At 56.8% G+C, this 7747-nt stretch carries 6 protein-coding genes and 2 pseudogenes; 7 read left to right on the top strand and 1 reads right to left on the bottom strand.

The window, feature by feature from the left end:
• The 6 genes and pseudogenes from ACOZ32_RS00390 to ACOZ32_RS00365 form a co-directional block, all read left to right on the top strand.
• Positions 1–280: UDP binding domain-containing protein (locus ACOZ32_RS00390; protein ID WP_424334779.1), on the top strand; the 280-nt coding region annotated here is incomplete at its 5' end.
• A 210-nt stretch (positions 281–490) separates the two neighbouring features.
• Positions 491–1045: a TetR/AcrR family transcriptional regulator gene (locus ACOZ32_RS00385; RefSeq protein WP_424334778.1), complete on the top strand. Its 555-nt coding sequence runs from the start codon at positions 491–493 to the stop codon at positions 1043–1045.
• A complete protein-coding gene (locus ACOZ32_RS00380) occupies positions 1045–2529 on the top strand; it encodes an MATE family efflux transporter (protein ID WP_424334777.1) in 1485 nt (494 codons plus the stop codon). The genes ACOZ32_RS00385 and ACOZ32_RS00380 overlap by 1 nt, the downstream gene beginning before the upstream one ends.
• Positions 2530–2682: 153 nt before the next feature.
• Positions 2683–2949 (top strand): annotated as a pseudogene (locus ACOZ32_RS00375) (MATE family efflux transporter); the annotation flags it as partial.
• Between the two features lie 374 nt (positions 2950–3323).
• Positions 3324–3511 (top strand): annotated as a pseudogene (locus ACOZ32_RS00370) (hypothetical protein); the annotation flags it as partial.
• Positions 3512–3569: 58 nt separating this feature from the next.
• On the top strand, positions 3570–4739 hold the full coding sequence (locus ACOZ32_RS00365; RefSeq protein WP_285255186.1) for an ISH3 family transposase: 1170 nt from the start codon (positions 3570–3572) through the stop codon (positions 4737–4739).
• A 152-nt stretch (positions 4740–4891) separates the two neighbouring features.
• On the opposite strand, the gene ACOZ32_RS00360 is transcribed toward ACOZ32_RS00365, so the two are convergent.
• Positions 4892–6040: a glycosyltransferase family 4 protein gene (locus tag ACOZ32_RS00360; RefSeq protein WP_424334776.1), complete on the bottom strand. Its 1149-nt coding sequence runs from the start codon at positions 6038–6040 to the stop codon at positions 4892–4894.
• A gap of 52 nt (positions 6041–6092) precedes the next feature.
• Here ACOZ32_RS00360 and ACOZ32_RS00355 point away from each other — a divergent pair, with 52 nt between their 5' ends.
• Positions 6093–7457 (top strand): IS66-like element ISH10 family transposase, encoded by a 1365-nt coding sequence (locus ACOZ32_RS00355; protein WP_010890436.1) that lies wholly within the window; start codon positions 6093–6095, stop codon positions 7455–7457.
• Positions 7458–7747: the final 290 nt, after the last annotated feature.

Raw genomic sequence — 7747 nt, 5'->3', positions numbered from 1 at the left:
TATCCCCATCATCGAGGGGCTGCTACAGCGCGGCGCCGAGATCGTCGCCTACGACCCCATCGCTGCCGAGAACATGCGCGAGCACTTCCCCGACATCCAGTACGTAGAAAGCCCTGCAGCCGCACTCGATGGCGTCTCAGCCGCCCTAGTCGTCACCGACTGGGAGGAAATCACCGCGCTCGACGAGGAGTTCGACGCCATGGCTACGCCCGTTATCGTCGATGGCCGCCGCGCGATCGATCGCAGAGACGGAATCGTCTACGAAGGCCTCACCTGGTAACTGTCGTTTCGACCAGTTCTGAAGCTCGCATAAATCCGCTCCCACCCATCCGTAATTATATCATTATTTGACTAATCCCGTACATTTATCACCCCGCCGCCCTACAGATATATCTAGCGAATCACCAGACGGCGACGAGTGCTGTAACGCAGCGTGACGATATCTAATCGACCACCGCCGGAACATTTATAAGTACCCCGGCGCCGTCGTGTGAATACGAATCGTCACGTTCCGTGGCTGTACCTGCAGGATATCGCTACTGAAGCAGACACGAGCAAGGGATCGATCCACTATCACTACGATTCCAAAGACCAGTTGTTCGTTGCCTTCCTCGACGAACTGTACGAGCGGTTCACCGACCGCGTGAACTCACACGACGGTGACACGCCGCGTGAACAGCTTGAAGCGCTCCTCCAGGTTTTACTCACGACCGACGCCGACTCGTCGCTGAGAGCATTCCGAACCGCGATGCTCGAACTGACAGCACAAGCCCCGTACAATTCGACTCTCCAGGAACGCCTCACCGACTTCGACGAGTTCCTGATCGAACAGTTGCGAGAAATACTCGCATCTGGCGTGGACACCGGCGAATTCGACGATAATATCAATCCAGTCCACGATGCAGAATACCTCGCAACGACGATCACCGGCGCACACACTCGCCACGTCGCCATCAACCCCTCCTCTGACCAACTCTACGACACGATGACCAGATACATCGAACGACAGCTGCTCGCCGACGAGCAAGCGGAGGTCGCACAGTAATGGGGCTGTTACGCCGTCTCAGTTCACTCTTCAAAGGCCCCGAAGAGTTCGACCTCACGTCGGGCGGCATCGGGAAGCCACTGTTCTTCCTGTCGATGCCGATCGTCGTCACGAACCTCTTCCAGACCGCGTACAACCTCGCCGACACGTTCTGGCTCGGCCAGTACAGTACGGACGCGCTCGCCGCGATCAGCTTCGCGTTCCCGATGGTATTCCTGCTCATCTCGCTCGGGATGGGGATTTCAGTCGCCGGCAGCGTCCTCGTCGCACAATTCACCGGTGCGGATGAGGAACGTGAAGCCGAGTACGCCGCCTCCCAAACCGTAACATTCGCCGTCATCGCATCAATCCTTCTCGGCAGCGTCGGGTACTTCGGTGTCGACACGTTCCTTGGCCTGATGGGCGCGTCGCAAGACGTGTTGCCGCTGGCGACGAGTTACATGGAAGTCATTTCGCTCGGGCTCGTGTTCATGTTCGGGTTTGCCGTCTTCGTCGCACTCATGCGCGGATATGGCGACACTATCACCCCGATGCTCGTCATGTTTGGGTCGGTCGTACTCAATATCATCATCGACCCGTTCCTGATCTTCGGGTGGACAGTCGTCGAGAACGCGCCGCTCGTCGGGACTATCGCGTTCCCGGAATTCGGTATTCAGGGCGCGGCCATCGCCACCGTGTTCTCGCGTGCGCTCGCACTGGTCGTCGGCCTGGCGATCATGTTCCGCGGTAACCGAGGCGTCCAGATCCACCTCCGAGATATGGTCCCGGACCTCTCGTATCTCCGCCGGCTCGTTCGCATCGGCCTCCCCGCGTCCATCGAAGGGACTGGCCGAGCGTTGTCGATGAACCTCCTGCTGGTCATCGTTGCGATGTTTCCGGACACAGTCGTCGCCGCGTACGGCATCGGCACGCGTGTCTTCTCAGTTGCCTTCCTCCCCGCCCTCGCCGTCGCCCGCGGTGTCGAAACGATGACCGGCCAGAACATCGGGGCCGACAAACCGGACCGAGCCGCGCAGGCGGCGGGGCTGGCGGCGAAAGTTCTCTTCGGGCTCCTCACGGTCGCGGGAATCGCTGCCTTCCTGTTCCCTGAACCCATCGTCTCGGTGTTCGTCGGTGCAGACCAGGCGAACGCCGGCCAGGTAATTGAGATCGGAGCGGAGTTCATTCGGTACGTCGCACTGACGTTCGGGTTTATGGGCATTATGCGGGCGTACACAGGCAGTTTCCGGGGGGCTGGGAAAACGCTCACTGCGGCGGCGATCTCCGTGCTGACGCTCGGTGTCATTCGCTTCCCGGTCGCGTGGATCACCGCAGGCCCGCTCGGAGAAACGGGTGTCTGGCTGTCGTTCGCGGTCTCGAACATCGCCGGAGCAATCATCGCCTACGCGTGGTACCAGCGCGGCACGTGGCGCAGGAGCGACCTGACCGAATCAAAAGTCGACATCGACGAAACAAGTGTTGAAGCAACAGCAGGTGATGACTGATACCAATGGCTGACTCGGCATCTGTCCACTCCGCACAGATCGAGTGCCACCTTGAGCAGGTGCTCAGTGACGCGGACGAGGCCAATCTACCGTTCGTCCGGGAAGTATTGTACGAATCCCCCGACAGGTGGTACGGACAGCTGATGGTAACAGGGCAGCTTCCGGGGTGCTGGAAAGACGCTCACAGCCGCAGCCATCTCCGTGCTGATGCTCGGTGTCATCCGCTTCCCGATTGCGTGGGTCGCTGCCGGACCGCTCGGAGAACCCGGCATCTGGCTGTCGTTCGCCATCTCGAACGTCGCGGGGGCAATCATCGCCTTCGCATGGTATCGACGCGGGACGTGGCGTGAGACGACTCTCACGGACTCTAGAGTTGACCTCAACAAGGTCACCACTGAGGCCCCAGCAGACGGAGATTGAGGGACGTAACCATCTAGAGACAGTACATCAGTCGAAGATCGACGCATAATTCAATCGCGTTCTCAGCGACGCGGATGACCGCAGGGGTGCGTCTCGTGAGTGAGCCTCCGATGAGGACATTCGGCCGCCGTCGATCACGACGGACAGTGCACGGTCGATTCCCCAGCGACTCTCAGAGGCTGCCGAGATCGACATCGACTATCCGAAACACGACTACCTGGCCTTGTTGAAACCCTCTTACCGTCTTGCGATTGCATATAGACGCGAGTTCCGGCCGCTTTGCTTGTGAACGGTCAGAAGAACGCCTCTCTGGATGTCAGTGTAGAAGGGTTTCAACAGAGCCGACTACCTCTCACCACACGGCTGTCGGCGGGGGAATGGAAGAGGTCCTCGTCAGGGCATTTGGGTACACTGTGGCTGCCCGATATCTCGACAATTCAGAGGAGATGGTCGGGAACAGTATTCGCATATTGAAGCTGGCGAGTTGGTTGATGTCGCTACTGAAGTTCTCGAAGATGTCGATTTGGTAGAAGCTGGATTGACAACAATCAGCCTGTGCTGAAGCATTCAACACTCAGTACTTCACAAAGCCGTTAGTTGAGAAGTCCGCTTGCTGAGTTGTGACCAAACAAACAGAGCAAGCGGACAGTGAAATCCACGAAGACCAGCTCCTTAACTTTCTCGTCAACGTTCTCACCAGCGCATTCACGCTAGATCTTGGTGAGAACGCAGAAATCGACCCAGAGGACATCTTCGAGGTCCTCGTCGGCGCGACCGCCGACGGGACCTCGATATCCACCCTCTGCGAGAAGAGCGAAGACGCTCCCTCTGGCAACGGTGTTCTTCATCATCTCCGGACCAAGTTCGACCTCGAAACCGTCGAATCTACCGGGAACACGCTCCTCCAACAGGATGTTCTCGAAACCCTCCCTGAGCAGGTGGAGGTCGCTGCTGACCTCCACCTGCGGCCCTACTACGGTGACGAAGACGAGACAGACGGCCTCTACTACAACGAGGCCAAAGCAGGAACGACTGCGTTCCACGCCTACGCCACGCTCTACGCACGCGTGAACAACAAGCGATACACCTTGGCGGTGCGCCGTCTCACCGACGGCGACACCGCCAGCGATGTCCTCGCCGAGTTTCTTGGACTGATCGATAGCTTCGAGTTCGACGTCAAAGCGGTCTATCTCGATAGCGGCTTCTACGACGGGAAGTGTCTCACGTTACTCCAAGCGCACAATTTCGCGTACATCGTCCCGGTCATTTCGTGGGGCAAGAAGATCAAGACCGAACTCACCCAGGGCTGGAGTCGTGAGATCACTCACGATCTCACGACGTCCTATGGCGAACACGAGTGGACCGTCGAATTTCCGGTGATGATCGACTGTACCTACAAGAATGGTCGATACGATGAGCATGGGGTGGCGCGTCACGGCTACGCCGTCGACGCGCCGTTCATCGACGAGCCACGACAGGCTCGATCCCACTACAGCAAACGCTTCGGGATCGAAGCGAGCTATCGCCTCTCCGAGTCAACGATTATCTCGACGACAACGCAAGATCCCACGAGACGGCTGTTGTTCGTTGTTCTCAGCCTCCTGATTCAGAATGTCTGGCGGTTCTTGCACTGGGAGTACGTGGCGACGCCCCGCCGAGGCGGGCGTCGCCTCTGGTGGTGGCCCTTCGAAGAGTTCATCGATATGGTGACCCGGGCAGCGTGGACGGCCCTCGCAGTGCGTCGGTCCGTCCCCGCGAATCGTCCACCGGACGACCGGTTTCACCGGTAACTAGTAATCGAGTACGCCTTGCCGATCAGTGGCAACGCCGTCGCTGTCGGCGGCGATTGCCGCCGACGCGACGGCTTCCCGTCTCTCGTCGTCGGAATGGATCTTCAGAACACAAATCCAGCTTTGGTTCGTCGGTAACTCACGATCCAGCATCAGTTAGCTCCGGATGCTTTGTGAGGTACTGAGGATTGTAATTCCTGCCGGAACAACTTCTTGCGGAACTCAGACTCAAACTTCTCTCCTCGTCTTTTGCTAGCCGAAGATAGCCCTTCTTTTTTCGCCCGTGAACAGTCGAAATACCAGTTAATTACCTTTCTTAGCCCATCAGTTGTGGTTGATGCGATCAATCGATCATTGATCTCTTTGATCTCAGAGCGCGATCCTGTCGATTCAGTCACCACTGGAGGAACGCCGGCCCTGAGAGCTTCAAGAACTGCAACACCAAAAGGTTCAATCCGAGACGGCTGTACATACAATTCCGCGTTCGCGTATACCTCTACAAGATCCTCGACGAAGCCGCGGACAGTCACACCAGCGGTCTCTGCAAAAGATTCGGGATGACCTTTCCCGACAATATGTAGTTCCGCACTCGGATGTTGTTCTCGGACTGCTGGCCACGCATCCACAAGTAGATCCACACCTTTGTAGTATGTTGGCCGCCCAACTGTGACAGCTTTCTTTTGACCAAAATTGGGCTCAATACTACTGAGCCTATCGTACAGGTCGGGCTGAATGTATGGGTGAGCGACTCGAATCGGGACAGCATCTCCGAAGATCGGACGTAAATACTCTTTGACAAACTCGGAGACAGCGATAATACCGTCAACGCCACGCTGTGCGATGGTACGAACTACTGGCTTCCCGTATTCCCCGAGTACGTATTTGAAGAAATCATACGCAGAGTCAACATTAACAGAACTATTCCAGAGTTCGTACAGTCGATGATCGGCACACAGATAGACGAGGTTAGACCCATAAATCAGCCTGTGGATTAACCCCGTGTACAGGGGTCGAGAGCCTTCTGCGATAACCGTATCGTACTTCCCAATTGAGTAGCCCCGTGCGAATTCTTGATAGAACGATTTTGCGGTATGGGGGCCAGTACTAGAGACACTCACAATATCCGCGTCAATAGATTCAGCGTACGTGTTTAGCCCCAGTGAATTTCGGCACTGTCTCGTAGCAGGCGACCAATCGGGGAGATATGCACCCTCAGCAAGGGCTAATTGAACTTCTTCAGGGATGGTCTCCGCTCGGAAACCATCCCGGTGACCCTGCTGAGGTAACGCTGAGGTGGTCATAGTGGATAGGGATGACCTCAGCAAAGACGAACTTCTCTCACGGTTTCTCCAAATGGAAGAGCGAATCGACGAGTTGGAGGAGAAACTCGAGCAGAAGGACGAACGAATCGAAGAACTCGAAACACGTCTTCGCAAATACGAGAATCCACATACACCGCCTAGTAAGCGACGGTCGGGGACTGACGAGTCCCCGACCTCTCAAGACGACGAAGACGACGATGTCCGAACTGACGGCGGCACCCCCGGACGAAAAGACGGTCACGACCCGGAGTGGCGTTCTACAACTGATCCCGACGAAGAAATCGAAGTCACCTGTGACTGTTGTCCTGAGTGTGGCGACCACTTCGACGAGTCGGTGGGCGTCAGCCCCCGACTCGTCGAGGAGATCCCTGATCCGCAGCCCCCAGAAATCACCCGGTACAACCGCCACTACTACCAGTGCGATTCCTGTGGAACAGAGACAGTTGCGGCTCACCCCGACTGCCCCGATGAGGGGCAGTTCGGGGTGAACGTCATCGCTCAATCAGCTCTGTCACGGTACGATCACCGCCTTCCCTACCGGAAAATCGCTGACCGCTTCGAGCAACTGCATGAACTCGAACTCTCGGGTGCATCCGCGTGGCACGCGACCGAGCGCGCTGCGCGCGCCGGTCGCTGTGAGTACGAGCAGATCCGTCGAGAGATCCAAGATGCCGACGTGGTCCACATCGACGAAACAGGCATCAAACGTGACGGTGAGCAGGCGTGGATTTGGACGTTCAAGACCGCTCAGCATACGTTATACGCGGTGAGAGAGAGTCGCGGGAGTGATGTTCCCGCGGAAGTCCTCGGCGAGGACTTCGCGGGAACGGTCATCTGTGACGGGTGGACGGCGTACCCAGCTTTCAGCAGCAACCTCCAGCGGTGTTGGGCGCATATTCTTCGAGAGGCTGAAGACGCCGCCGAAAAGCAGGCAGAAGGTGAACCGATCTACCACGCTCTCAGACAGGTGTACGTCGCTCTCCAGGCCCGGCTGGAGAGCGACCCAAGTCCTCGTGAGAGAGCAGACCTCCAGCGTGTGGCGCGAAGAGAGCTTGAATCGCTGATTGAACGGTCAGTACCCGACGGACCAGTGGCAACACTGCTCGGGAAGATCGAAGGAGGTCTTGACCACTGGCTCACCTTCGTCGGTGAGCCAGCGGTCTCTCCGACAAACAATGCCGCAGAGAACGCGCTTCGTGAGCCAGTAGTTCTCCGGAAAATCATCGGAACGCTCCGCAATGACCGAGGAATGTTCGTTCACGAGACGGTCTTGTCCCTGCTGGCGACGTGGCGCCAGCAGGGACGCAATCCATACGAAGAGCTTCGTCGAGTCGTCAGCAGCAATGAGATGCTCTCACGGGCTCACGCTGTGCCGGCTGTCGAGACCTCGGGGTAAACACGTACGATTCAGCAAAACCCCGATGTGCGGGGTGTAATTCTTCCGCGTGTCCGTGATAGAGCATAGCAATATCTGACATTATGCTTATAGAGTTACGGAAGAACTGCTTTAAACTGATGATTGGATTTTATTGAAATCGATGTTGAGAGGAGAGGCTCTACTACTTTGTTCCCTCCTTATGATTCGCGAGTCACTATACTTTTTGGAGTCCCAATACAGATTCGATAGCATCTAATGGATCTCGCTAAATCTAGTCTCAAAATATTTGGGGCGCGTATTTGCAAATC

The organism is Halobacterium sp. MBLA0001, from assembly GCF_049705385.1.
In the GTDB taxonomy this organism is placed as follows: Archaea; Halobacteriota; Halobacteria; order Halobacteriales; family Halobacteriaceae; genus Halobacterium; species Halobacterium salinarum.
Note: the sequence above shows the minus strand (reverse complement) of the source record. Positions and strands in the feature narration are given on the sequence as shown.

Bases quoted from the DNA above. Each gene is read 5' to 3' on its own strand.
- ACOZ32_RS00380 (WP_424334777.1), top strand. From the start codon at position 1,045: ATGGGGCTGTTACGCCGTCTCAGTTCACTCTTCAAAGGCCCCGAAGAG.
- ACOZ32_RS00360 (WP_424334776.1), bottom strand. From the start codon at position 6,040: ATGACCACCTCAGCGTTACCTCAGCAGGGTCACCGGGATGGTTTCCGA.
- ACOZ32_RS00355 (WP_010890436.1), top strand. From the start codon at position 6,093: ATGGAAGAGCGAATCGACGAGTTGGAGGAGAAACTCGAGCAGAAGGAC.